Here is a 22,464-nt window from a genome sequence, read left to right as displayed (position 1 = left end):
ACCGCCGGACCGCTTCCCGTGCGCCCGCCCACCCTCACGGCGGCACGGGCTGGTCCGCGGCGACAGTGCCCCCGGGCTCGGCCCCGGCGCCGGGCGCCTGCGGCTCGCTGGCTCTCACGAGCGAGGCCGTGAAGGGGTGGCGGGGCGCCGTGAGGACCTGGCGGGCCGTGCCCTGTTCGACGATCTCGCCCGCGTCGAGCACGGCCACGCGGTGGGCGAGCGCGGCCGTCTCCAGGTCGTGCGTGATCAGGATCAGCGCCAGGTCAGCGCGGTCGCGCAGCAGCGTGGTGAGGAGGCGCAGGATGCCGTGCCGGGTGACGGCGTCGAGCCCCGAGGTGACCTCGTCGCACAGCAGCACCCGTGGCCGGGCGAGCAGGGCCCGGGCCAGCGCCGCGCGCTGCAACTCCCCGCCGGAAAGCTGTTCCGGCCGTCGCGCGGCCAACTCCTCGCTCAGGCCGGTGGCGGCGAGCGTCGCCGTGGCCTGCCCGCGCGCCGCGCCGGGCGTGGCGCCGCGCAGCCGTACGGCGGTGCGCGCCACCTGGTCGAGTACGGGGCGGTACGCGTCGAAGGCGGCCCGGGCGTCCTGGAACACGTACTGCACGGCGGCCAGTTCGGCCCGGGAGCGGTCCCGCAGGCTGGGCGGCAGCGTCGCGCCGTCCAGCAGCACCCGGCCCGTGACGTCGCGGTGCAGCCCGGCCACGCAGCGGGCCAGCGTGGTCTTGCCGCTGCCGGACCGGCCGACCAGGGCCAGGGACTCGCCCGGGGCCACCGCGAGGTCGGCGCCGCGCACGACGGCGACACCGCCCCGGCGTCCGCCGGCGCGGTGCCGTGCGGTGAGGTCCCGTACGACCAGGCCCTCGGCAGCGGGCGGGGTCGCGCGGTGCGGCCCCGCGTCGTCCGTGCCCGCGCGGGCGGTGGGTGGCGCGGCGCGCGGGTTGTCGTGGGCGGGGGTCGGTGGCGGGGCCAGGAGCTGTCGGGTCCACGGATGTCGGGGCTCGGTCAGGAGGCGGTCGGCGGGGCCCTCTTCGACGATCTGGCCGGCGCGCAACACCAGGATGTCGTCGGCCAGTTCGCGCACCACCTCCAGGTCGTGGCTGAGCAGGACGAGCGCGATGCCGCGCCGGGCCACGGCCGCGAGTTCGGCCACCACCCGGCGCTTGGTCAGCGCGTCCTGCCCCGTGGTGGGCTCGTCGGCGACGATGACGCGCGCGCCGAGGAGGAGCGCCTGGGCCAGTACGACGCGCTGTTGCTGCCCGCCCGAGAGCTGGTGCGGGTAGCGCCCGACGGTCTCCGGGCCGTCGGCGACGTGGGCCGCGGCCAGCGCGCCGAGCACCCGCTCGCGTGCGGCGGCCCGCCGCTGCCCGCGCGGCAGGTCGCGCACCTGGCGGCGGGCGATGTCGGTGAGCAGCGCGCCCACGCGCCGGGCCGGGTTGAGCACGGCCGCCGGGTGCTGGGGCACGTAACCGGCGAGCCCGTCGGCGACCCGGACCTCGCCGCTGACGACGGCGCCCGTCGGATAGCTGCCGAGCAGGGCCAGGCCGGTGGTGGTCTTGCCGCTGCCGGAGGCGCCGACCAGCGCGGTCACCCGGCCGGGCCGGGCGCGCAGGCTCACGCCGTCCACCAGGGTCCGGCCCGCCACCTCGATCCGCAGGTCCCTCACTTCGGCAACGGCCGGCACGTCGGCGTTCACCGGCGCTTCTCCTCTCCCTCGGCGGGGCGCGTGGAGCGCTGAGCGGATACGGGGCGGGCCTCGTCCGGGGCGCCGGCGCGCGGGCGAATCAGGCGGACCAGGCGACGCCGGGTCGGTGGGCGGGTGCGGGCCCGGCGGTCGGCGCGGGGCGCGAGGGCGGCGTCGAAGAGCAGGTTGGTGCCCATCGACAGGCCCACGATCAGCAGCGCGGGCACCACCACGGCCCACGGCTGGAGGAAGAGGCCGGTGCGGTTGCGGTCGACCATCACGGCCCAGTCGGCGGCGTCGGGGGCGACGCCCACACCGAGGAACGCGGCGGTGGCCACCAGGTAGAGCACGCCCGTCAGGCGCACGCCCGCGTCGGCGACCAGGGTGCGCCGGGTGGCGCGGCCGACGTACCCCACCGCGATCCGCCACCAGCTCTCGCCCTGCATCCGCAGCGCCTCCACGGCCGGGCGGGAGGCCGCCTCCGCCGCCGAAGCGCGGACCATGCGGGCCGCGTCCGGGATGTTGACCAGCGCCACCAGCAGCACCAGGCCCAGCGTGCCCGGGCTGTAGACGGCGGCGACGAGGAGCACGAGGAGCAGCGACGGCACGGCGAGCAGCACGTCCAGCGGGCGCATCAGCACCTCCTCCAGCCAGCCGCGGCGGGTCAGGGCCGCGGTGAGGCCGATCGGCAGGGCGACGACGTAGGACAGGAGCGTCGCCGACAGCGCGACGAGCACCACCGAGTGGCCGCCGAGCAGCACCTGTCGCCACACGTCGCGGCCGACGAAGTCGGTGCCGAGCCAGTGCCCGTCGCCGGCGGTGAAGGACACGCCCCGCTCCCCCGGGTCGCCCGCGAACAGCGGCCCGAACAGGGCGAGCAGCAGCGGCGGGGCGAGGACGAGCAGGCCGAGCGCGAACCTGCCGGGCGAGGGCCGGCGCCGGCGCGGCGCGCCGGGCGTCGGCTCCGGTGGGGTACTGGCACGCGGGAGGGTCGGGGCGGCCGGGGTGCGGGGGTCGGTCGGGTTCACGCGGCCACCCCCGTGCGCGGGGCGAAGCGGTGCGCGACCAGGTCGGCGGCGAGGTTGAGCACCACCGCGAGCAGGCCGAAGATCACCGCGAGGCCCTGCACCACCGGCACGTCGCGGGCGGCGACCGCGTCGATGAGCACCGTGCCGAGCCCGGGGATGATGAACAGCGCCTCCACGACGATGACGCCGCACAGCAACCAGTCGACGGTACGGGCGAGTTGTTGGGCCGCGGGCGCCACGGCGTTCGGCAGCGCGTGGGCGTAGCACACGCGGGCCCCGCTGACCCCGTAGCGGCGGGCCTGCGCGGCGTACGGGGCGGCCAGCGCGTCGATCATGCCGGCGCGGACCAGCCGGCTGATGGAGCACACCGGTCGCGACAGCAGCACGAGGACCGGCAGCACCAGGACGGCGGGGTGGGCCAGCAGGTCGGTGCCGTACCCGACCGCGGTCGGTGGCAGCCAGTCCAGGCGCAGCGCGAAGACGGTGACCAGGAGCACGCCGAACGCGAACTCCGGCACCGCGTACACGCCCAGCGTCACCGAGCTGATGAGCCGGTCGAGGGCGCCGCCCTCGCGGCGGGCGGCGAGCACGCCGAGCCCGACCGAGATCGGGACCAGCAGCGCCACCGTGAGCGCCGCGAGCAGCAGCGTGGGCCCGAAGCCGGCGGAGAGGTAGTCGGCGACGGGTCGGCCGGACGCCAGCGAGGTGCCGAAGTCGCCGTGGAGCAGCCCGCCGGTCCAGTCCGCCAGCCGCTCCAGGGCGGGCCGGTCGAGGTCCATCGCCGCGCGGATCTGCTCGATGCGCCGCGGGTCCGGGTCGTCGCCGGCCAGCGCGACGGCGGCGTCGCCCGGCAGCGCCTCGGTGAGCGCGAAGACCAGCAGCACCACGGCCACGGTCTGCGCGAGGCCGAGCAGCAGCCGTCGGGCGAGCCAGGAGCGGAGCGAGTTCATCGCAGCCACACCTTGTCGAAGCGGGCCCAGTCCAGCGTGTTGGCGGGCGCGCCGGAGCGCACGCCGGCCACCTTCTTGGCGGTGCCGACGATCCAGTCGGCGAAGCCCCACACCAGGAAGCCGCCCTCGGCGTGCAGGCGGCGCTGCATGCGCTCGTAGACGCCGGCGCGGGCCCGCGGGTCCTTGGTGGACTGGGCCTGCTGGTACTGGGCGTCGAAGTCTCGGTGGCGCCAGTGCGTGGCATTGGTGGAGGAGTCGGTGAGCAGCCGTTGCGAGATGTGCGACTCGATGGGCATGGCGCCCGAGCGGTAGCAGCACAGGGTGCCGGAGTTCAGGACGTCGCTCCAGTAGGTGTCCTTGCTGCCGGACCTGACCTTCACGGTGACGCCGGCCTTGGCCGCCTGGTCGCGGAAGATGCCGGCGGCCTCGGTGAATCCGGCGGCCACCTCCGAGGTGTCCAGGGTGACCCGCAGGTCCTCGGCGCCGGCCTGCTTGAGCAGGTGCCGGGCCCGGTCCAGGTCCTGTGCGCGCTGCGGCAGGTCGGCCGCGTAGTACTGGTACCCCTTGCCGAACAGGTCGTTGCCGATCTCGCCGGCCCCCGACAGCGCGCCGTCCACCAGCTCCTGGCGGTCGGCGATGAGGAAGAACGCCTGGCGCACCCGCGGGTCGTCGAACGGCGCGCGGTCGGTCTTCATCGCGAACGCCTGCATGGCGCTGTTGCGCAGCCGCACGATGGCGATCTGGCCCCGGTTCTCGTGGGCGCGCGCGGTGGCGGGGTTGAGCTCGTGCGCGTACTCGATCTGCCCGCCGAGCAGCGCGTTGATCCGCGCGGACTCCTCGTTGGCGATGACGAACCGCAGCTCGTCCAGGTAGGGGGCGCCGTCCCAGTAGTCGTCATAGCGGCGCACGGTGCACGAGCGGCCGGGGGCGAAGGAGACGAAGCGGAAGGGGCCGGAGCCGACCGGCCGGTCGAACCGCTCGGTGTCGCGGGGTATGACGTACGCGCCGAACGCGGCCAGCACGTTGGGGAACTCGGCGGTGGGGCGCTTGAGGCGGAACTCGACGGTGCGCGCGTCCAGGGCGCGGCTCGCCCTCAGGTCGATGGGTTCCAGGGACGCCTTGGCCCGGTAGGTCTTTCGCGGGTCGGCGATGCGGCGGTAGCTGTAGAGCACGTCTTCGGCGGTGACCGGCTTGCCGTCGTGGAAGGTGGCCTCGCGCAGGGTGATCTTCCAGCGGTCGAGCCGGGGGCCCGGCTCCCAGGAGGCGGCGAGGCGGGGCTTGGCCGACATGTCGGCCCCGCAGTCGGCGAGCTTGTCGTACAGGGCCTTGGCGCGGGCGGCGTCGGCGAACAGGTTGCTCAGGTGCGGGTCGAGCGTCTCGGCCGCGCCGCCACCGGCGAACGCCGCGCGCAGCCGGCCGCCGCGCCGGGGCTTGCCGTCCCCGCCGGCGGCGCCGGCGTCCTCGGTACCGCCGCCACAGCCGGTCAGGGCGAGGGTGCCGAGGCCGGCCGCGGCGCCGGCGGCGAGGAACCCGCGCCTCCGCAGGGCGGGGAAGGCGCGGTCGGGGTGAGCGGATGCGGTCACGGGAGACTCCTTGTGCGGGGAACGGGCGCGGAACGTGGGGGGCGGCTGGCGGTGCGGCGGCATGGGCCGCGCCGGGGGACGGGGGGGTGGCGGGTGTCAGTCGGCCTCGCGCTCGGCGACCAGGTGCAGCCGGTCGCCGTCGGCCGTGCCGCGCGGCGCCGGCGCGTCCTCGTGCCACGCGGGCTCGGTGCGCGGCCCCGGGCCGTCGTGCAGCTCCCGTACGCGGAAGCCGTGCGCGGCCAGCAGGTGGCGCAGCTCCTGTGGGAACAGCAGCCGCCACGCGGAGTGCTGGGTGATGGGCGGCGAACCGTCGTCCGCGGTCCACACCCGGCGCCGGCGCAGCAGTTGGGCGGCGCGGTCGAGCCAGAGCGTGGTGAGCGCGGTGTAGCTGACGCCCTGCCAGGTCAGGGTGGAGTGCGTCGGGGCGTCCAGGAGTTCGGTGTTGCCCAGGAAGAACGCCCCGTTGCGCAGCTCGGCCACGAGCAGCCCGCCGGGGGCGAGCGCGCGCCGGCAGGAGGCGAGCAGTCCGTCGAGGTCCTGGCCGGTGTGGCAGTACAGCAGGGCGCTGTCCAGGCAGGTGATCGCGTCGAAGGCGCCCGGGCCGAAGTCGAAGCCGCGCAGGTCGGCGGCGACGTAGGTGGGCCCGGGGTAGTGCCGCCTGGCGTGCGTCAGCATCGCCTGGGACAGGTCGGCCCCCACGACGCGGCGGCCCGCCGCGTGCAGGTGGGCCGCGTCCCGGCCGGTGCCGCAGCCGAGGTCGAGGACGCGCGGCCCGGCGCCGTACGCCCGCAGGGTCGCCTCCACCCAGCGGGCCGCGAGGCCGTGCGGGTCGGGGAAGCGCGCCTCGTACAGCTCGGGGTTGTCGGTGAGCAGGTTGCCGCTGTCCGACGCGGGCGCGGGCGGGCCGGGGTTGACGGACGCCGGAGCGGCGGTGGTCGCGTGGGGCGTCGGTGGCTGTGGCGTGGGCGGCGGGGCGGCGGGCAGGGGGGTGGCCGGCTGGTGGTCGGCGGCTGGGTGCGTCGGGGTGGGGTCGGTCATCGGGCTGCTCCCGTCGGGTCGTCGCTGGGGCCGGCGGCGCGTCGCCTCGCGGCGGCGCCCGCGGGGTGGGCTCGGGTGGCGGATCGCCGGGCCGGGGTGGGCGCGGCCGGGGCCGGGGTGGCTGGGTCGGTGGCGGGGCGCCGGGCCGGGGCGGGCGCGTTGGCCCGGTCGGCGTGGGGCGCGGCCTGGCCGGCGGGCCGCTTCGGGGACGCGGTGGCGTGCGGGGCGGCGGGGCGCTCGGCGCGGGTGGCGTCGGGTGGCTCGGCGGCGGGGGCGCCGGGGCCGCCGGCCGGGGTGGGCAGGGCGCGCAGCCGGTGCAGCCAAGCCACGCCGCTGGCCGACGCCAGGCCGAAGCCGAGGCAGCACACCCAGGGCAGCCAGTGGGCGCCGCCCCGCTCGCCGGCGTCCATCGCCCAGCCCACGGCCGTGTTGCCCAGGGCCGCCGCGATGCCGGAGACGACGTAGAAGACGCCGAAGTAGGTGCCGGTCAGGTGGGCGCGGCCGAACTGCGGTATCAGCTCCATCACGAACGGCTGCGCGACCATGGCACCGAGGTAGAGCAGCAGCGCCCCGGCGAGCACCGGCAGCAGGGCCAGGCCCGCCGCCAACGCGCCCTCGGGCGCGCCGCGCCCGGCCACCACGAGCGGCGGCACGAACCCCAGGCTCATCACGGCCAGCCCGCAGGCGATCCAGCGTGGCCGCGCGCCCCGCTGCCCGAGCCGCCCGGTGATGCGCATCTGCAGGGCCAGGTTGGCCACCGTGCCGACGAGGAAGACCAACCCCGCGGCGCCCTCCCAACCGCTGGCGCGCCGCGCGCTGTCGGGCAGCAGCAGGTAGAGCTGGTTCTCCATGGCGAACATGCCGACCATGGCGAGGGAGAAGGCGAGGAAGGCGCGGTGCGAGACGACCTCGCGCCAGTCGCCGAGCACGCTGGTGCGGGCCGGCGGCACCGGGCGGGCGGGGAGCACCACGGCCTGGGCGGCGGTGAGCAGCGCGAAGATGGCGGCGGCGGTGAGCGCCGAGGCCCGGAAGTCGACCAGCAGCAGGGCGCTGCCGAGCAGCGGCCCGACCAGCGCGCCGGTGGTGGCGAACACGTTGAACAGCGCGAACGCCTCGGCCTTCCGCTCCCCCGCCTCCTGGGCCAGGTAGGCGCGTACGGCCGGGTTGAACAGCGCGCCCGCCAGCCCGCTCAGTACGGAGGCGGCCAGCAGGACCGGCAGCCCGTCGCCGAGCGCGAAGAGCGCGAACCCCAGCGTGCGCAGCCCACAACCGGCGATGATCACGCCACGGGCGCCGAGCCGGTCGGCGGCCGACCCGCCGATGATGAACAGCCCCTGCTGGCTGAGGTTGCGCACGCCCAGCACGATGCCGACCACCGCGGCGGACATCCCGAGGTCCTCGCTGAGGTGCGTGGCGAGGTAGGGGATGAGCAGGTAGAAGCCGGTGTTCACGCCGAGCTGGTTGACCAGCAGCAGGCGGATGGCCAACGGGAAGCCGCGCATCGCGCGCCAGGTCTTCACGGCATGCTCTCTTCCTTGGTGGGGGTGGGTTCACGGAGCGCGCGGGCTGGTGGTTCGCGGGTACGGGGCGGGTGGGCCGCGCCGAGTCAGGCCGGACGCTGGCGCCTCGACCGACCGGCCGGAGCGGGGCCGCCGGCCGCGCGGCGGTGGGGTGCGACACACCGCTCGTGCGCCGCCACCACGCGTGCCGCCGCCGCGCGGCCGAACCCGCTCCGGCCGGGGCGGGTTCACGTACCGGACGCCGCGGCCCCCGCGCGGCCGGGCGGCGTGCGGCGCGGGCGAACGGGGCCCGGGCCGGCCGGCGACCCCGCGCCGCGTACCGCCGAGCCGGCCGCCGCGCGGGGCGCCGCCGCTGCCGTCTCGTCCGGCCCCGTCCGGCCGCCGGTGCGGGTGAGCCCGCTGGCCGGCGGCCGGCCCGTCACGTCCGGAGTCGGGGCGGCGCCTGGGCCGGGCGGGGCTCGGGCCCGACCGGGCGCGTGGGGCGCACGCCTAGGCCCGCGTGGGCGCTGGCGCGGACGGTGCCGTCGGTGCCGCCGATGCCCGTCCACGGGTCGTGGGCGAGGAGGAGGTGTCCGTCCAGGTCGACCCAGCGGGCCCGGTCGGCCAGGTGCACGGCGGGCGCGATGCCGAGGGAGCTGGCGGTGAGGCAGCCGAGCATGAGCGCGGTGCCGGTGCCGGCGATGAGTTCGCCGATGCGCAGCGCGGCGTGCACGCCGCCGCACTTGGCGAGCTTGACGTTGACGCCCTGGACCCGCCCCGCGAGGCGGCGCACGTCCTCGATGCTGACCGCGTCCTCGTCGGCGATGATGGGCAACGGCGAGTCGGCGGCGATGGCCGCGAGGTCGTCCGGGGTGCCGGGGGCGATGGGCTGCTCGACGGCCTCGACGCCGAGTGCGGCGTACCGGGGCAACAGCGCGCGCGTCTCGGCCACCGTCCAGGCCCCGTTGGGGTCGAGCAGCAGCCGCAGGCCGGGGGCCTCGGCCCGGATGACGCGTACCCGCTCCAGGTCGGCCTCCGGGTCGGCCGCGCCCACCTTGACCTTGATGCTGCGGAACCCGCTGTCGGCCAGGCACCGGGCGCGCACGGCCGCGCTGACGGCGGTGGTGATGCCGATGGTACGGGCGGTCGCGGCGGCCGGCGGGGTGAGCGTGCCGATCAGGTGGTGGGCCGGCGCCCCGGCGCGCTTGCCCACGAGGTCGAGCAGGGCCGCCTCGACGGCGGCGACCACGGCGGGCGGCGTCCCGTCGGCGGGTAGCTCGCCGGCGCGCAGGGCGCCGAGCGCGGACTCCGGGTCGGGGTGGCGCGCGAGGTCGAGCCCGGCGTCGGTCAGCAGGTGCCCGATGGTGTCGGCGTCGAGGCCGAAGTAGACGCTGGCCACCACCTCGCCGTGGCCGCGCAGGCCGCGGTGCTCGATGGTCAGCCACACCGCGTCGCGGGCGTCCATGACCGAGCGGGAGATGCGCAGGGGTTCGGCGAGCCGCAGCCGGGTGGTGCGCAGGGTGGTCTTCATGGGGTGCCCTCCAGGGGGTCGATGACCGTGGTGCAGCGCGCCCAGCCGGCGGCCTCCGCGGCGCGCGGGTGCGGTATCTCCACGGGCCGGGTGGCGGCGCGGTCCGGGTCGATGCCGTGGGCCGCGGTGAAGGCGTCATCGAAGACGCTGCCGAGGTAGCGGTGTGGGCCGTCGGGGAAGACGGTGGCGACGACCGCCCCCGGGTGCACGCGGGCGGCCCAGGCCGCGACCAGCGCGACGGCCCCGGTGCTCCAGCCGCCGCTGACGAAGCTGGTCCTGGCGAGCCGGCGGCAGGCGTGGACGGACTCGGCCGGGCCCACCCAGTGCACCTCGTCGAAGGCGTGGTAGGCCACGTTGCGCGGGTGGATGCTGCTGCCCAGGCCGCGCATCAGGCGCGCCCTGGCGGGCTGCCCGAAGATGGTGGAGCCGGTGGCGTCCACGCCGATCAGCCGCAGCGCCGGCCAGTGGCGGCGCAGCGGCCCGATGATGCCGGCGCTGTGGCCGCCGGTGCCCACGCTGCACACCAGGATGTCCAGGTGGTCGAGTTGGACGGCGAGTTCGGCGGCCAGCGAGGCGTAGCCGGCGACGTTGTCGGGGTTGTTGTACTGGTCGGGCCAGTACGCGCCGGGCAGCGCGGCCAGCAGTTCGCGCAGCCGGCGGATGCGGGCGGCTTGCCAGCCGCCGTGCGGCGCCGGGTGGTCGACGATCTCCAGGCGGGCGCCGTGGGCGCGGAGCAACTGGCGCATGGCCGGTTCGAGTTCGTCGTCGCAGACGAGGACGACGGGGTGGCCGAGCGCCTGCCCGGCGAAGGCCAGGCCGATGCCGAGGGTGCCCGACGTGGACTCCACCACGGGCGCGCCGGGCACGAGCTCGCCGCGTTCGCGGGCGCCGAGCAGCATGGCGACGGCGGCCCGCGCCTTCATGCCGCCGGCGCCGAGCCCTTCGAGCTTGGCCCAGAAGCCGGGGTGCGGGTGGGGCAGCGGGGCGGTGACGCGGGCGAGCGGGGTGCGGCCGAGCAGGGCGAGGAGTTCGTGGCTCGCGGTGGGCGCGAGCGCGGTGGTCGTCAACGGGGGCCCCCGTAGCGGTAGATGACGCCGGGGCCGCCGTCGAGCCAGAAGAACGGGTACGGCTCGGCGCACACGGCGCTGACGCCCGCGCCGATCAGCCGGGGCAGGATGGCGCTGCCGGTCTGGGCGAACATCACCAGGGGCTTGTCGTGACGCGCGGCGTGTGCGCGCAACTCCTCGAAGGTGCCGTTGCCGAGGGTCATGCCGGATGCCAGGATGGCGTCGCAGCGCTCCAGCTCGGCCGCCGCGTCCGTGCTGACGGGCTCGCCCCACTCGGTGCTGCCGCCCTTGAGGTCGCAGGGCAGGTAGCCGATGCCGCGCTCCCGCAACGCCTCGAGCAGCGAGTTGACGACGCCGATGACCAGCACCCGCCGCGGGCGGGCCGGTTCGAGCAGGGCGGTGACGGCGCGGGCGCGGGCCCGCGACTTGTGCAGCGAGCTGCCGGCGGGCAGCGGGTAGGGGCGGGCGCCGCTGGCCGTGTGGTGCGGCAGGGCGTGCAGCAGGTACGCGTCGAGCGCGGCGACCCGCACGGCGGGCAGCGGGTGGGTGAGCAGGGTGGCGACGTCGGCGCCGATACAGTCGTCGAGCGCGGCGGGCGGCAGTGTGCCCGGCTCCACCGCGCAGGAGCCGACGGCCTCGGCCAGGCGCAGGCTGAGCACCTCGTTGCGGTACCCGCCGCCGCGGCCCTCGTGCCGTACGGCCTGGCTGGTGCTGAAGGCGACGGAGACCCGCTGGCCCGCGGGGTCGGGGCCGAGTTCGCCGGCTCGCACCCGGCGCAGCAGGTCGGCGTATCCGGTGGCGGTGCCGAGGGCGGTGCTCATCGGGTCGCCACCCGCGGGCGCAGCGCCCCGAGCAGTTCCTCGACCCGGGCGCGGGCGCCGCCGCCGGTGGGGTCGGCGGCCATGACGTGGCCGAGGTACTCGTTGTTGCTGCCGGCCGCCTTCACCGTGGCGCCCGGCCCGGCGAGTTGGGCCTCCAGGACGCCCGGGCGCTCGGCGAGGCCGTCGGCGCCCTCGATGGCCTCCAGGACGCCCGCGGTCTCCGGTACGAGGAAGCCGATGGCGGCGCTCTCCAGGCCGGTGTCGCGTGCGGCGAGGTCGGGCGTGTTGCCCAGGGCGACGTCCACGAAGGCCGCGGCGAGGTCGATGCCGGTGACGTGGCGTACGAGTTCGGTGATGCGGTTGCCCGCGGGCCGGGGGTTGACCTCCACGACCCGGGGGCCGTGGGCGGTGAGCTTGATCTCGGTGTGCGCCACGACGTGGTCGAGGCCGAGCGCGGCGAGCGCGTCCTGGGCGGTGCTCGCGGCGGCGGTGGTGGCCTCGGCGTCGAGGGCGGCGGGGAACATGTGGCCCGTCTCGATGAACGCCGGTGCCCCGCCGACGCTCTTGTCGGTGACGCCCACGACGTGGCTCTTGCCGTCGAACGAGACGGTCTCCACGCTGACTTCGGGGCCTTCGAGGAGTTCTTCGAGGAGCACCTGCGGGGCGCGCCGCTGGCCGCGCGCGTTGACGGGGAAGTCGGCGAGGGACCGATAGGCGCGGGAGAGGTCGCCCTCGTCGTCGACGCGCCGTACGAACATGCCGGCGCACAGGTCCACGGGCTTGATGACCAGCGGGTAGCCGATCTCGCGGGCTGCCTCGGCGGCCTGGGCCCAGTCGGTACAGACGGCGAACCGTGGCCCCGGCACGCCGGCGGCGTGCAGCACGCGCCGCGTGGCGTCCTTGCGGCAGGCGTCCGCCACGGCACCGGGCGGCGCGCCGGGCAGTCCGAGCCGGGCCGCGACCTCGGCGACCGCGGGGAGGTAGTAGTCGCACGAGGTGATGACGCCGTCGAAGCCGAGCGCCGCGTGCAGCCGCTCCACCTGCGGGAGCAGCGCCTGGGTGTCGTTGGTGTCCCAGGTGAGGACGTTGCGCGCGCCGAGCAGCGGGTGGCTGGCGCCCTCGGGGGCGTTGCGCAGGTAGTGGTGCAGGTCACGGGTGAGGAACGTGAACTCGTGCCCGCTCTCCCGCACGGCGCGCGGCAGCAGCCGGCTCATGGACCCGACCCAGCTTTCGATCATCAGAAGGTGACCCACAACTCTCCTTTTCGGCAGGGCACTTGGGCGTCCGGACGCGCGAAGGGAAGCCCCTTGGCGGCCGGGGCCGTGGTTGACCAAGAGCACACGCTATCGATAATCATTTTCATTGTCACCTAGCTGGACCACTGATCTTCCGATTGCGAGCTTCGCCATGCCCTCCGCCATCCCGACCTCGACACCCGCGGCGCCGGCCGCCGCGACGGGCACCCGAACCACCCCGCCACGCGCCCGACGCGCCGCCACCACGGCCGCGCTCGCCGCCAGCATCGCCGCGCTCATACCGCCCATATCGCCGCTGTCTCCCCTCTCGCCCATGTCGCCCATATCGCCGTCAGCCGCGCATGCCGCGTCCCGCTCCGGCGCCGCTCCACGCCCCACCATCGACTTCGGTCCGTGCCCGGCCTCGCTGCCGAGCCCGCCGCCCGGCGAGCGGGTCGAGTGCGGCACGGTCCGGGTACCGCTGGACTGGCAGCGCCCCACCGGGCCCGCGCTCGACATCGCCGTCTCCAGGGTCCGCGCCTCGGGCACCGCCGCCGAGCGGCGCGGCGCCCTGTTGGTCAACCCCGGCGGCCCGGGCGGCTCCGGACTGCCCTACGCCGTGACCAAGCGCGCCAAGCTCCCCGAGCAGGTGCGCCGCGCGTACGACGTCGTCGGCTTCGACCCGCGCGGCGTGGGCCACAGCGCCCCCGCCGACTGCGGCCCGATGGGTGGCCTGTTCGCCAGCCCGGGCGCCGACCCGCTGCCGACCGACGCCGCCGGCGAGCGGCGCCACCTCACAGCGCTGCGCGACCTGGCCGATGACTGCGCCCACGGCGCGGGCCCGGCGGCGCTCGGCGCGCTGTCCACCGAGGCGACGGCGCGCGACATGGACGCCATCCGCGCCGCGCTCGGCGAGCCCCGCACCCACTTCCTCGGCGTCTCCTACGGCAGTTACCTGGGCGCGGCGTACGCGACGCTCTTCCCGGACCGCGCCGGCCGGATGGTGCTGGACAGCGTTGTCGGGCCGTGGAGTTGGCACGACTTCGACGTCCGACAGGCCGCGGCGCTGCTGCGCCAGCGCGAGGTGCTCTTCGGCTGGCTGGCCGGCGACCCGCGCCGGTACGGGCTCGGCGAGAGCGCCGGCCAGGTGCGGGCGGCGTACGCGCGGGCGCGTGAGCGGCTCGCGGCCCGGCCGGTGGACGGCTTCGGCCCGGCCGAGTTCGACCGCACCGTCTACCGGGCGCTCGGCCGCACCGAGCGCTGGGCCCCGCTCGGCGACGGGCTGCGCGACTACCTGCGCACTGGCAACGTTGCCAAGCTGCGGCCGCCGGCGCCGTTCGGCGACGCGGCATCGCGCAACTACGAGGCGGCCAACCGCGTCGTCAAGTGCGCGGACGGCCCGGGCCCCAGCCCGCGGCGGGTGGTCGCCGACCTGCGCGGGCTGCGCCGGCTCGACCCGTACCCGCTCGTGACCGGCCTGGAGGCCAGCGCCTGCGCGTACTGGCACCACCGGCCGCGCCACCACACCCCGCTCGGCGGTCCGCGAGCGGCTTCGGCGCTGCTGGTCGCCAGCGAGCACGACCCGGTCACCCCGCTGGCGGGGGCCCGGCAGTTGGCGGCCCGGCTGCCGGGCGCGCGGCTGGTCACCCTGCGGGACGACTATGCGCACGGCGTCTTCGCCAGCCGGGGCAACCCGTGCGTGGACCGCGCGACGACGGCGTACCTGCTCACCGGCGATCTCCCCGCCGCCGACGTCACCTGCCGGGGGGCCGGTTTGCCGGAGCACGAGGCGCGGTAGTCGTCCGCCGCGCCGCGTGTCGCCCGGGCCCGGGCGACACGCGGCGCCCACGGGAAGCGGCGCCGCCCGCCCCTCGGGTGGTACGCATGGCCCACTTCCGCGGCGAGCAGGGCGAGGAGCGAGGCATGGAGTGGTTCACGGCGGACGACTACTGGTGGAGCCGGCTGGCCTTCCAACGGGCCCTGGCCGCCCTCTATCTGACGGCGTTCCTGACCGCGGCCCTCCAGTTCCGGGCGCTGCTCGGCGAGCGCGGGCTCACGCCCATCCCCCGGTTCGTGGCCCGGGTGCCGTTCCGCGCCGCGCCCAGCCTCTTCCACCTCTCGTACTCCGACCGCCGCTTCGCCGCCGTCGCCTGGTTCGGGGTCGCGCTGTCGGCGGCCGTCCTGGTGGGCTGCGCCGACGCGGTGCCGCTGTGGGCCGGGGTGCTGATGTGGGCCGCGCTGTGGGCGCTGTACCTCTCGATCGTCAACGTCGGCCAGACGTGGTACGGGTTCGGCTGGGAGTCGCTGCTCCTCGAGGCCGGCTTCCTGGCCATCTTCCTGGGGAACGCGCGCGTCGGTCCCCCGGTGCTCGTGCTGTGGCTGGTGCGCTGGCTGCTGTTCCGGGTCGAGTTCGGCGCGGGCCTGATCAAGATGCGTGGCGACCGCTGCTGGCGCGAGCTGACCTGCCTGGACTACCACCACGAGACCCAGCCCATGCCGGGCCCGCTGAGCTGGTTCTTCCACCGGTTGCCGAAGCCGCTGCACCGGGTGGAGACGGCGGCCAACCACGTCGCCCAGCTCGTCGTCCCGTTCGCCCTGTTCACCCCGCAACCCGTGGCCACCTGGGCCGCGTTGGCCGTCATCGTCACCCAGCTCTGGCTGGTCCTCTCGGGCAACTTCGCCTGGCTGAACTGGATCACCATCGCCCTCGCGCTGACCGCCGTCGACGGCCACCTGATCGGCGACCTCCTGGCCCTGTCCGACCCGGCCGAGCGCGGCGATCCCCCGCTGTGGTTCACCGTGCTGGTGCTGGCCGCGACCGCGTTGGTGGTGGTGCTCAGCTACTGGCCCGCCCGTAACCTGGTCGCCAGGCGGCAGCGGATGAACGCCTCGTTCAACCCGTTCCACATCGCCGGCGCCTACGGCGCGTTCGGCAGCGTCAACCGCCACCGGCACGAGGTCGTCATCGAGGGCACCGACGACCCGCCCGGCACTCCCGAACCGCGGTGGCGCGCCTACGAGTTCAAGGGCAAGCCGGGTGATCCACGACGCGTGCCGCGCCCGTGCGCCCCGTACCACCGGCGGTTGGACTGGATGATGTGGTTCGCCGCGATGTCCCCCGCGTTCGCCCGGCCGTGGTTCGCGGCGTTGGTCGGCAAGCTGTTGGAGGGGGACCGCGCGACGCTGCGGTTGCTGCGCACCAACCCGTTCCCGGACGCGCCGCCCGCCCAGGTGCGGGCCAGGCGCTACGCGTACCGCTTCACCACCTGGCGCGAGCTGCGCGAGACGGGGCAGTGGTGGCACCGCACCCCCGCCGGCGCCTACCTGCCGCCGGTGACGCTGGAAACTCTCTCCTCCACGGCCCGCCGCGCGGGGTTCGCCCCGCCGCCCGAGGGGCCCTGACCCCGCGGCGGACGGGTCCCCGGGGCGGGGGATGGTGGGCGGTGGTGGCGTCAGGCGGCGTCGAGGGCCGCGCGGGCGCGGAGCGCGGCGACGGCCGCCGCCGGGTCGTCGGCGTGGAAGCGGAAGACGCGGGCCCGCGCCGACCCGCCCAGCGGCCGTACGAAGACCACCGGCTCCCGCAGTTCCACGGTGACGGTCACCTGGCTGGCCACGGCGAGGTCGGCGGCGCCGTGCGCGTCGACGGCCGCCAGTCCGCTCTCGGGGAAGCGGCGATCGACGCGGACGGCCGCGATGTGCCCCGCGGGGACGCGGATGTCGAGCAGCACCCCGTAGCGCAGCCGCAGCGAGCCGTCGGCGCCGATGACGTGCGGGCGTACGACGCAGGAGGCGTGCAGGGCGATGACGAGGTACACGCCCCACACGTCCACCACCAGGGTGATCGTGTGCAGCAGGGGCCAGGGGATGAGGTACGCGAGCGCCACCGTCTCCACGACGCTCACGGACAGGAGGCCGTACATGACGGCCGCCTGCCCCGACGCGTACGGGAGCGCCGTGTCACCCGCGCGCACGCCGTGCGGCCCCCGGCGCGTGACCCAGCGCAGCGAGCTGGTGAACAGCCGTGCCTCGTGGGCGACGAGCCGGCGCACGAGCGTCGGCACCGCGTCCGCGACGGCGGCCACGGCGGCGGGGCGCCAGCCCAACCCGGTGCGCCGGTGGCGGCGGCAGTCCACCACGAGGAGCGTCGCCATGGCCACCACGGCGGCGAGCGTCACCAACCCCACACCGGCCCGCACCACGGGCGGGACGCGGGTGCCGGAGGCCAGGCACAGCACCAGCGCCAGTTCGCCGAGCGCCGTCGCCGACGCCGACCACCGCGCGAGCGTGCGCAACACCGGCGGGCCGGTCATCGGACCCGCTCCTGGAGCAGCCGGATGGCACCGCGCACGGCCGCCGCCTGCGCCGGCGCCAGGTCCGCGAAGAGTGCCGCGGCGAAGCCGTCGCCGGCGGTCTCCGGCTCCCACTCCCCCGCGTCGGCCATGTGCGTGATGATCTCCGGCGGCAGGAAGTCCACGACGGCACGGGCCGTCGCCTCCACCCGGGGGTCGTCCTCGGGCGCCTGGGCCAACTCGTCGAACCGCGCGTAGACCTCGTACGCCCGCGCGACGGCCTCCGGATCGGACCCCAGCGCCCCCATCAGGCCGTCCAGCCAGCCGCGGTCGGCGCCGTCCGGGGCGGCGGTCTCCAGCAGGGCCAGTAACTCGCGCTCCTTGGCCGCCATGGCGGGCTCCGGGCCCGGCATCTGGGCCGAGACGCGGGCCATCTCGTCGAACAGGGTGGTCAGAGCCGGTGAGACCGGCGCCTCGGCGGGCAGTCTGCCGCCCTCCTCGACCTGTCGCAGCAGTTGCGCCAGGCGCGCGCGGCGCTGCCGGATGGCCTCCTCCTGGCGGGCCAGGTCGGCGTCGAGTTCGGCCAACACCTCGGCCAGCTCGCGGCCGGCGTCGTCGGCGATGACGTCGCGCACCTCGTCCAGGCTCAGCCCGAGTTCGACCAGGCGGCGGATGCGCGCGAGTTCGACGGCGTCGCGCAGCGAGTACGACCGGTATCCGTTGGGGTGTCGAGGGGGCTCGGGCAGCAGGCCGATGCGGTGGTAGTGCCGCACGGCGCGTGGGGTGATGCCGGCTACGCCGGCGAGTTCTCCGATGCGCATACCGCCAGTAGAAACGTTGTCGCTGCGACAGGGTCAAGCGCCGGCGGGAGCGGGGGGACGCTCGCGCGCGGCGTGCGGTGTCCCGCGTGGACGTGCGGGACACCGCGCCGGGGCCGCGATCAGGTCGGACTGGTGGCTTGGGCGGGTTACGTGAGGTCGGCGAGGAGCCCGTCCAGGGCGTTCGTCAGGGCTGTCGCGTTGGCCGGGTCGAACCAGGTGGTGCGGACGCGCTCGTTGTTCCCTCCGGGCGTCTCGTGGTCGGTGGCGAGTTGGGACAGTGAACGGGTCTCGTCGCCCAGCGAGCGGCCGACGCCGCGGAACAGGCCGCGCACGTACCGGTCGGCGGCGTCCGGGGCAATGCCGTGGTCGGTGGCCCACGAGGTGAGCGTGGCGAGGTAGGCGTAGTGGGCGGTGAGGGTTCCGGTCAGCGCGGAGCAGACGTTGAAGGCGTCCTCGTCCGCGACCGGGAGCGCTCCGCCCAGCCGTTCGAAGAGGGAGTCCACGACCGGGTGCGCGGGGTAGGTCACGGTGACGGAGCGGCGCTCGCGCGCGGCGGGCAGCGGGATGGCGCGGACGATCGGGGCGTCGGTGGCCAGGGTTCGGCGCAGGTCGTCGACGGCGACCCCGGCCATCAGGCTGACCACGGTCCTGTCGTCCTCGATCGTCAGCCCGGCCAGTGCCTCGTGGTGGTCCTGGCGGCGTACGGCGATGATCACCACGTCGGAGCGGTCAAGGACCTCCTGGTTGGAGGCGCACACCCGCACGCCATCGAAACGCTCGGCCAGGTCGGCGGCGGTGCGGGCCCCTCGGGGAGAGAGGTGGATCTCCGGCGAGGCACCGCCCCCGTGGCGCAGGCCCTCGACGACGGCCCGGCCGATCTCGCCCACTCCGATGACGCCGACGCCGCGCCCTGTGTCTTCTCCCATGGTGGACAGCGCTCCTTTCGTCACTTCGCCAGGGCCGTGCGGAGGAACGCGAGGATCTCCGCCTGGGCGGCCTCGGCCTGTGGTTCCACACCGGGCAGGGTGAGGAAGGCGTGCTTGGCTTCCGGGTACTCGGTGAGCCGCACGGGGTTCCCCGCCTGGCTCAGTCGCTCGGCATAGCGGCGGCCGTGGTCGGCGAGCGCGTCCTGGGTGGGCACGACCACGAGCGCCGGGGCGAGCCCGCTCAGGTCGCCCGCGTGCAGCGGTGAGAGCGCGGCGGCGTCGGCGCCCGGCGGGACGGCCAGTCGCCGCACGTACCGCAGGAGCGGCAGGGCCCGGGACGGGTGGTACGCGTACCGGGTGATCGAGGGGTGGTCGAACATCGCCTCGGTCATGTCGACCGCGGGGTTGACCAGCACCTGCGCCAGGAGTCGGAGGCCGGCCTCCCGCGCCCGGATGGCTGTGAGCGCGCTGATCAGCGCGCCACAGCTCTCACCGAAGACGGCCACACGCGCCGGGTCGACGCCCCACCGCGCGGCGTGGCGCACCACGTGCTGGAGCACGTCCCAGCCGTCGTCGGCGGCGTTCGCGAGCGGGCTGTCGGGGGCCAGGAGGCGGTGCTCGACCGAGACGACGAGGGCGGGCAGCCGCGCGGCGAGGTGACTGTTGGTCCAGTCGCACTGGGTCGCCGTGCCCACGAAGCCACCTCCGTGGACGTGGACCACGAGCGGCAGGTCGGTGCGGGCCGCGCCGTCGTCGCCTCCCGTCGGTGCCGGCCGGTAGACCCGCACCGGTACGGCACGGTCGGGCAGCGCGATCTCCCGCCAGTCGATCGCGGCGCCGGCGTGCGGCTCTCCGAGGAACGCCCGCGCCGCCTCGGAGGCCCGGAAGCGGTTCTCCGCGGCGCGGTAGACGAGCAGTTCCTCCGTCGTGATCGTCGCGAAGTCCGGCTCCGGCGGCCGTGTCGCGGCAGTCGTCTCGTTCACGTGTCCCTCTCCCCTCCCGGCCGGACGCCGGGTGTCGTCGCGGCTGGCCCGCGTGGTGCACTCGATTATGCACGCGGTGCGTGCAACAGCAAGTGCATGGATTAGGCTGAGCCTGACGAGAGGGGCGCGATGACGGGTCGCAGGCGATGGTCGACCGAGGAGATCCTGGACACGGCGGTGGAGCTGTTGCGTACGAGCGACGCGGAGTCGTTCAGCGTGCGCAAGCTCGCCGCGGCGCTCGGAACCGACTCCTCCAGCCTCTACCGGCACTTCCGCAACAAGACCGAACTGCTGCGGGCGGCTGCCGACCGCATCCTGCTGAGCGCCATGGACGGCTACCACCCGGAGGGCGACTGGAGGCAGCGCGTCGCCGCGGTGGCCCTGCGCCTGCGCGACGCCTTCGGCGAGCAGCCCCAACTCGCCACGGTGTGGGGTCGCTACGGGTCCGGCGGCACCGGCTCCCGGCGGGTCATGGAGGAACTGCTCCAGGCCCTGCGCGCCTCCGGCCTACCCGACGAGGAGGTCCCGGTGCGATACCACCGCATCGTGGTCGTCCTCGCCGCGCTCATCGCCGCCGAGGCCGGCATGAGCACCATCAGCCCCAAGGAGTACGAGCAGGGCATGGAACAGTTCCGCGTCGCGGTGCTCGGCGCCGACCCCCAGAACTTCCCCGCCCTGGCCCACTTCGCCCGCGACATCCGCCCCCTCGGCGTGGACCGCCGCGCCGCGTTCGAGGAAGCCCTCGCCGCCCAACTCGCCCGCGTCGAGGCCCAGCTCCCCTGACGCCCCGGAGCGCCGGTGCGGTGTGGCCCGGCCCCACCAGCACCGCAGATCAGGTGCCGGTGACCGGGTGCCGGCGGGGAGGCTGACGTCCTCGCGCGGGAGCAAGGTGGTGCGGAGTGGTCGTTCAGGCCGAGCCCGCCAGCCGGCCGCTCGCCGGGCGCTCGGGTCCGGGCGGGCCCCCTGACGGCCACGGCGCCACCGCCGCCACGGGCCCAACTCCCATCCGCCGCGACTCCGTTCGACGCCGGGACCGGCGCCGGCCGGCTACTTAAGTCACCGGCCGCGCGACCGATGGCCGATGCCCCGCCCCCGGCCCCGTTCCTAGCGTGCGGATCATGGATGACAGCAGTACGCTCCGGCCGGCCGACATGGCAGCGCACACCCCGTCGCACACCCCGTCGGACACCCCTTCCGGCACCACCGCACCCGCCGCGCCGCCCCCGGCGCCCGCCACGGGCGACGCCTCCCGTCGGCCCGCGCGCGGCGGCGTGCGCGACGCCGAACGCAGCCTCGCCCCCGACCTCGCGCGCGGCGCGATGCTGCTCATGATCGTGTTGTCCAACACGGTCTTCCACCTCTGGGACGCGCGGCACGGTCCGTCCGGCTGGCACCCCGACGAGGGCTCCGCGCTGGACCGGATCGCGCAGTTCCTCCTCATCACCGTGGTGGACCTGCGGGTCAACCCGCTCTTCGCCTTCCTCTTCGGCTACGGCATGACCCAACTCCTGCTGCGCCAGCGGGCGGCCGGCACCAGTGAGCGCTCCGCGACCAGGTTGCTGCGCCGCCGTGGTCTGTGGTTGGTGGCCTTCGGCTTCGCCCACGCCGCGCTGCTGCTCGGCGGCGACATCATCGGCTTCTACGGCGTCGTCTGCCTCCTGATCGGCGGGCTGTTCCTGCGCCGGAGCGACCGCACGGTGCTGATCGCGGCCGGGGTCGCGGCGGCGCTGTCGGTCGCCCTGATGGCCCCCGGGCTCGTGGCCGTGGCGAGCGGCGACCTGGACGCCCTGGGCAGCACCGGGGGCGACCCCTCGACCGACGCGTACGCCTCGGGCGAGGAGAACGCGCTCGCCGCGGCCGGCACGCGGCTGCTCACCTGGTCGTTCATCACCTCGCTCGGCCCCGTGCTGTCCTTCGCCTCGCACGCGGCCGTGCTGCTCGGGTTCTGGGCGGCGCGACGGCGGGTGCTCGAGGAACCACACCGCCACCGCGCGCTCCTGGGCCGGACGGCCGTCGTGGGCCTGACGATCAGCCTGGCGGGCTCGCTGCCCTCGGCCCTCGCCCACGTGGGCGCGCTCGACGTGCCGGGCGAGGCGGTCTCCGAGGAGGGCGCGCTGCACCTGGTCCTCGAGGGCACCGGGCTCGCCGGCGGCCTCGGGTACGTGGCGCTGTTCGGCCTGCTGGCCGACCGCCTCGCGCGCCGCCCCCGGTACGGGCGGGCGGTGCGGGCGGTGCGCGCCGTCGGCAAGCGCTCCCTGTCCTGCTACGTCGGCCACTCACTGGTCTTCGCGCCGCTGCTCGCCGCCTGGGGCCTGGGCCTGGGCGCCGCGTTCGGCAGCGCCGGGATGGCGGCCTTCGCCGTCGGCGTGTGGCTGTCGAGCGCGGTGGTGGCGTACGGGTTGGAGCGGGCGGGGCGGCGCGGGCCGGCCGAGGCGGCGCTGCGGCGGCTGACGTACGGCCGGGCCGCCGACCCCACCCGCCGCTGACGGCACCCGGTGGCCCGGGAGCGCCACGGGCGAGTGGGCCGCTGGTCCGGGCCGGCCGCCCGGGGTGGGCCGACCCGGCGGGCGGAGCCCGGGGACGGCGGCGCGCGGTGGGTCAGGGCAGGTCGCGGGCGCCGAGGCGCAGGTGCTCGATGTGGTAGACCGCCTCGTCCAGGAGTTGGGCGACGTGGTGGTCGTAGAGGCTGTAGACGATGCGCCGGCCCTGGCGGGAGCCGGTGACCAGGCCGAGGGCGCGCAGCAGGCGCAGTTGGTGGGAGACCGCGGACTGTTCCATGCCGACCGCTTCGGCCAGCTCGGTCACCGGGCACGGCCCCTGTCGCAGCCGGGTGAGGATCATCAGCCGCGACGGCGTCGCCAGGGCCTGGAGCGTGGCGGCGATGGTGGCGGCGGAATCCGCGTCGAGCAGTTCCACCGGGGTGGTCTCACCCCTTGCTCCGTTAGCTCCGTGTCCCATACGGGTCATCGTAGTCGCGCTCCCACGCAAACAAGTGAAGATCTCTTCATGTGTTCG

At 75.8% G+C, this 22,464-nt stretch carries 18 protein-coding genes and 1 pseudogene; 4 read left to right on the top strand and 15 right to left on the bottom strand.

The window, feature by feature from the left end; genetic code table 11:
• Positions 1–34 precede the first annotated feature (34 nt).
• The 10 genes and pseudogenes from H7H31_RS32550 to H7H31_RS32505 all read right to left on the bottom strand — a co-directional run bounded on the left by H7H31_RS32550 (position 35) and on the right by H7H31_RS32505 (position 12,448).
• On the bottom strand, positions 35–1,690 hold the full coding sequence (locus H7H31_RS32550) for an ABC transporter ATP-binding protein (RefSeq protein ID WP_232110201.1): 1,656 nt from the start codon (positions 1,688–1,690) through the stop codon (positions 35–37).
• The gene (locus H7H31_RS32545) at positions 1,687–2,583 is read right to left on the bottom strand and encodes an ABC transporter permease (protein WP_222624864.1); all 897 of its coding nucleotides are present in this window, start codon (positions 2,581–2,583) and stop codon (positions 1,687–1,689) included. Before H7H31_RS32545 ends, H7H31_RS32550 begins: the two co-directional genes overlap by 4 nt.
• Before the next feature lie 119 nt (positions 2,584–2,702).
• On the bottom strand, positions 2,703–3,656 hold the full coding sequence (locus H7H31_RS32540; RefSeq protein ID WP_176160129.1) for an ABC transporter permease: 954 nt from the start codon (positions 3,654–3,656) through the stop codon (positions 2,703–2,705).
• Complete coding sequence (locus tag H7H31_RS32535; protein ID WP_232110200.1) at positions 3,653–5,239, bottom strand: ABC transporter substrate-binding protein; 1,587 nt, start codon at positions 5,237–5,239, stop codon at positions 3,653–3,655. The genes H7H31_RS32540 and H7H31_RS32535 overlap by 4 nt, the downstream gene beginning before the upstream one ends.
• A gap of 96 nt (positions 5,240–5,335) precedes the next feature.
• Positions 5,336–6,277: a class I SAM-dependent methyltransferase gene (locus H7H31_RS32530; RefSeq protein WP_187118191.1), complete on the bottom strand. Its 942-nt coding sequence runs from the start codon at positions 6,275–6,277 to the stop codon at positions 5,336–5,338.
• A 248-nt stretch (positions 6,278–6,525) separates the two neighbouring features.
• Positions 6,526–7,797, bottom strand: a pseudogene (locus tag H7H31_RS32525) (MFS transporter); the annotation flags it as partial.
• Positions 7,798–8,215: 418 nt separating this feature from the next.
• Complete coding sequence (locus tag H7H31_RS32520) at positions 8,216–9,307, bottom strand: enolase C-terminal domain-like protein (RefSeq protein WP_187062285.1); 1,092 nt, start codon at positions 9,305–9,307, stop codon at positions 8,216–8,218.
• A complete protein-coding gene (locus H7H31_RS32515; protein WP_187062284.1) occupies positions 9,304–10,374 on the bottom strand; it encodes a PLP-dependent cysteine synthase family protein in 1,071 nt (356 codons plus the stop codon). Before H7H31_RS32515 ends, H7H31_RS32520 begins: the two co-directional genes overlap by 4 nt.
• Positions 10,371–11,195: a Rossmann-like domain-containing protein gene (locus tag H7H31_RS32510; RefSeq protein ID WP_187062283.1), complete on the bottom strand. Its 825-nt coding sequence runs from the start codon at positions 11,193–11,195 to the stop codon at positions 10,371–10,373. Before H7H31_RS32510 ends, H7H31_RS32515 begins: the two co-directional genes overlap by 4 nt.
• A complete protein-coding gene (locus tag H7H31_RS32505; protein ID WP_187062282.1) occupies positions 11,192–12,448 on the bottom strand; it encodes an ATP-grasp domain-containing protein in 1,257 nt (418 codons plus the stop codon). Before H7H31_RS32505 ends, H7H31_RS32510 begins: the two co-directional genes overlap by 4 nt.
• Before the next feature lie 316 nt (positions 12,449–12,764).
• On the opposite strand from H7H31_RS32505, the gene H7H31_RS32500 reads away from it, so the two are divergent.
• Together H7H31_RS32500 and H7H31_RS32495 are read left to right on the top strand one after the other, a co-directional pair.
• Positions 12,765–14,228, top strand: coding sequence for an alpha/beta hydrolase (locus tag H7H31_RS32500; RefSeq protein ID WP_187062281.1), 1,464 nt, complete (start codon positions 12,765–12,767; stop codon positions 14,226–14,228).
• 125 nt (positions 14,229–14,353) lie between these two features.
• Positions 14,354–15,832, top strand: a complete 1,479-nt coding sequence (locus H7H31_RS32495) for a lipase maturation factor family protein (RefSeq protein WP_187062287.1) — start codon at positions 14,354–14,356, stop codon at positions 15,830–15,832.
• Between the two features lie 50 nt (positions 15,833–15,882).
• Here H7H31_RS32495 and H7H31_RS32490 read toward each other — a convergent pair whose 3' ends face one another.
• The 4 genes from H7H31_RS32490 to H7H31_RS32475 all read right to left on the bottom strand — a co-directional run bounded on the left by H7H31_RS32490 (position 15,883) and on the right by H7H31_RS32475 (position 19,449).
• Positions 15,883–16,740 (bottom strand): hypothetical protein, encoded by an 858-nt coding sequence (locus tag H7H31_RS32490; protein ID WP_187062280.1) that lies wholly within the window; start codon positions 16,738–16,740, stop codon positions 15,883–15,885.
• Positions 16,737–17,540 (bottom strand): MerR family transcriptional regulator, encoded by an 804-nt coding sequence (locus H7H31_RS32485; RefSeq protein WP_187062279.1) that lies wholly within the window; start codon positions 17,538–17,540, stop codon positions 16,737–16,739. Before H7H31_RS32485 ends, H7H31_RS32490 begins: the two co-directional genes overlap by 4 nt.
• 146 nt (positions 17,541–17,686) lie before the next feature.
• On the bottom strand, positions 17,687–18,466 hold the full coding sequence (locus tag H7H31_RS32480; RefSeq protein ID WP_187062278.1) for an NAD(P)-binding domain-containing protein: 780 nt from the start codon (positions 18,464–18,466) through the stop codon (positions 17,687–17,689).
• 20 nt (positions 18,467–18,486) lie between these two features.
• A complete protein-coding gene (locus tag H7H31_RS32475; protein WP_187062277.1) occupies positions 18,487–19,449 on the bottom strand; it encodes an alpha/beta hydrolase in 963 nt (320 codons plus the stop codon).
• Positions 19,450–19,578: 129 nt separating this feature from the next.
• Here H7H31_RS32475 and H7H31_RS32470 point away from each other — a divergent pair, with 129 nt between their 5' ends.
• Both H7H31_RS32470 and H7H31_RS32465 read left to right on the top strand, forming a co-directional pair.
• Positions 19,579–20,232, top strand: a complete 654-nt coding sequence (locus H7H31_RS32470; RefSeq protein ID WP_187062276.1) for a TetR/AcrR family transcriptional regulator — start codon at positions 19,579–19,581, stop codon at positions 20,230–20,232.
• Positions 20,233–20,567: 335 nt separating this feature from the next.
• Complete coding sequence (locus H7H31_RS32465) at positions 20,568–21,935, top strand: DUF418 domain-containing protein (protein WP_232110199.1); 1,368 nt, start codon at positions 20,568–20,570, stop codon at positions 21,933–21,935.
• Positions 21,936–22,047: 112 nt separating this feature from the next.
• Here the strand turns inward: H7H31_RS32465 and H7H31_RS32460 are convergent, their stop codons facing one another.
• On the bottom strand, positions 22,048–22,407 hold the full coding sequence (locus H7H31_RS32460; protein ID WP_176160141.1) for an ArsR/SmtB family transcription factor: 360 nt from the start codon (positions 22,405–22,407) through the stop codon (positions 22,048–22,050).
• Positions 22,408–22,464 lie beyond the last annotated feature (57 nt).

It is taken from the genome of Streptomyces buecherae, assembly GCF_014295035.1.
In the GTDB taxonomy this organism is placed as follows: domain Bacteria; phylum Actinomycetota; class Actinomycetes; order Streptomycetales; family Streptomycetaceae; genus Streptomyces; species Streptomyces youssoufiensis.
Note: the sequence above shows the minus strand (reverse complement) of the source record. Positions and strands in the feature narration are given on the sequence as shown.